Source organism: Deltaproteobacteria bacterium (genome assembly GCA_028818775.1).
In the GTDB taxonomy this organism is placed as follows: Bacteria; Desulfobacterota; Binatia; order UBA9968; family JAJDTQ01; genus JAJDTQ01.
In genome coordinates this window covers 19,078-21,372 of record JAPPNE010000095.1, presented here as the reverse complement: position 1 = coordinate 21,372, position 2,295 = coordinate 19,078, and the positions used below count along the sequence as shown (strand labels likewise).

Sequence of the window (2,295 nt, the reverse complement as noted above, 5' to 3'; positions counted from 1 at the left end):
TGGTGCTCATCGAGAGCACGCTGGCGGCCTGGTCCTGCTCGTCCATCATCGGCCTATCCGCCATCATGGTGGCCACCGCCACCACCATGTTCCGCGTCCCTCCGGGAAAGGTCATCCTCGGGCCCAACCTCGCCTTCGCCGCCCTGTTCGGCGCCGGCGCCATCCTGGCGCTGAGCGGCGTCAATGCGCTTCTGGTGTAGGAACCCGCGCCGCGGCCGTGTCGCCGGGCCTCGGAAGGCGCAGCAGGATAGTCTTGATGTCGCCCTCGGCCCGAGTCAAGCGCGCATCCATCCGGTCGAACCGCGCATTCATACGTTTCTCCATGCGGTCGAACCGCGCATCGATACGGTCGAACCGCGCGTCGATCTGATCGAACCGGGCATTGATACGGTTGTCCATGCGGTCCAGACGGTCGGTGAGGCCCGTGATGCGGCCAGCGAGGTCCGTATGCACCGACTCGATGCGGCCAGCGAGGCCCGTATGCACCGACTCGATGCGCCCGTCCAGGCGCCTGATCTCCGGGACGATCTGGATCTGAATGGCCCACAAGACCAGCCCCGACAGCGACACCGCCACGGTCATGACGGCGATGATCACCCCGGCGTATTCCTTCAGTTTCTCCACGGCCAGCTTCACCTCCTTGGTATGCTATAAATAATAGATCGACCAGTCAACCACATTCCTTAGCGGCAACCCCGGGCGACGCACCAACTTGGCGTTTTGAGCGCAATGTGGAAGACTGCGGGCATGACCAGCCCGGCAAAAGATACGAGGACAACCCTGATTCCGGCCATCCGGTACCGGGATGCAATCAAGGCCATCGACTGGCTGTGTGAAGCGTTCGGCTTCGAACGGCACCTGGTGGTACCGGGCGAGGGCGGTCTCATCCTCCACGCCCAGCTCGTGTTCGGCAACGGCATGGTGATGCTGGGCTCGGCGCGGGACGACGACCACGGAGCGCTTCACCGGCCCCTGGAGAAACCCGGCGATCCGGTCTCGCAGACCATCTATGTCATCGTGTCCGACGTGGACGCGCACCACGCCAGGGCGGCCGGCGCGGGCGCCGAGATAGTCATGGCCCCGGAAGACCAGGAACACGGCGGCCGTCTCTACTGTTGCCGGGACCCGGAAGGCAACCTCTGGTGCTTCGGCAGCTACGATCCTTGGGATGAGGGCGCGTAGGGCGGGGAGGGGCGGGAATGACGCCTCTCAACGAAAGGAATACATCATGACGCGAATCTTCAGGGCGGTGGCGATCCTCGGTTTGTGTGTGGTGCTGGGCGGCGGGGTGCTGACGGCGCAAGGGGCGCGGGCGGCGGACGACGCGGTGTCGCAGCACATGGTGGCGCAGGCCATGCTGGCGTCGCACTTCGTCGCGGCGGCGGTCAAGGCGAAGATGAGCCCGGACGAGATCAACGCGGCGCTGGCCGAGGTGGCCAAGGGATCGGCCATCGCGGAGTTCTGGATCAGCGACGAGACCGGCGCCATCGAGTTCACCAACATCCCGAGCACCAGCTTCAAGTTCCCGACGGACCCGGCGGGCAAGAGCCAGGCGGCGCCCTTCGCCGCGCTGCTGGACGGCAGCAAGAGCGTGGTGGTTCAGGGGTTTCACCCGCGCGAGCTGGACAAGAAGGTGTTCAAGTACGTGGGCGTCGCCGGCGTGGACAAGCGCCGCATCGTCCAGGTGGGCGTGGCGAAATAGCACCCGCGCCGACGGGCGCGGATGCCGTGCGAACGCCTCCGGTCCGGGTTGCTCACCCGCGCAGGTAGACGTTCGGAAGAACGGAGTGGGTGACGGCTCAGAACGCCCAGCGCCAGCCGCCCAGGAAGGTGAGCTCGGGGGCGGCGGCCCGGCGATGGCCCGGGCGGTGGCTGTAGACGGCGCCCAGGCGAAGCTCGCCCCTGGGCAGGGGCCGGAACCATTCCCCGGCGAAGTCCATCTGCCGCCCGCTGGGCGCCAGGCCTGCCGTCAGCGCGTCGTACGACACCGCCCCCGCCTTGGTGCGGCCCACGGGTACCGTCAACGACGCCCGCCCGCGTTCCACCCGGAGCGGCTGCGACACCGAAAGTCGCAAGGCGCCTGCACCCCTCAGTGGCCGGGTGGCGTGAAGCGCGAACGCGCTGGTGGAAAGTGAAGACACCCCGGTGACGAGGCTGCCTCGCGTCGCCGGGGAGACGAGCCCCACCTCCGCGGTGGGGGGGCGGGGCCCCCCCCCCCGGGGCGGGGGGGGAGACACCCCCCCCCAACGCGGGGGGGCCGCGCGGGGGGGGCAGGCGCCGGCGCCCCCCCGGCCG

At 68.5% G+C, this 2,295-nt stretch carries 5 protein-coding genes; 3 read left to right on the top strand and 2 right to left on the bottom strand.

What is annotated here, in order from left to right:
• A partial coding sequence (locus OXU42_11580) for a hypothetical protein (protein MDE0030028.1) occupies positions 1-200 on the top strand: 200 nt, incomplete at its 5' end.
• Here the strand turns inward: OXU42_11580 and OXU42_11575 are convergent.
• Complete coding sequence (locus OXU42_11575) at positions 181-624, bottom strand: hypothetical protein (protein MDE0030027.1); 444 nt, start codon at positions 622-624, stop codon at positions 181-183. The genes OXU42_11580 and OXU42_11575 overlap by 20 nt on opposite strands.
• Before the next feature lie 123 nt (positions 625-747).
• Between OXU42_11575 and OXU42_11570 the strand changes: the two genes are divergently transcribed.
• Together OXU42_11570 and OXU42_11565 are read left to right on the top strand one after the other, a co-directional pair.
• The gene (locus tag OXU42_11570; protein ID MDE0030026.1) at positions 748-1,182 is read left to right on the top strand and encodes a VOC family protein; all 435 of its coding nucleotides are present in this window, start codon (positions 748-750) and stop codon (positions 1,180-1,182) included.
• Positions 1,183-1,228: 46 nt separating this feature from the next.
• Entirely contained in the window at positions 1,229-1,702 is a 474-nt protein-coding gene (locus OXU42_11565; protein MDE0030025.1) for a hypothetical protein, read from the top strand.
• 97 nt (positions 1,703-1,799) lie between these two features.
• Here OXU42_11565 and OXU42_11560 read toward each other — a convergent pair whose 3' ends face one another.
• Positions 1,800-2,063, bottom strand: coding sequence for a hypothetical protein (locus OXU42_11560; protein ID MDE0030024.1), 264 nt, complete (start codon positions 2,061-2,063; stop codon positions 1,800-1,802).
• Between the last annotated feature and the right edge of the window lie 232 nt (positions 2,064-2,295).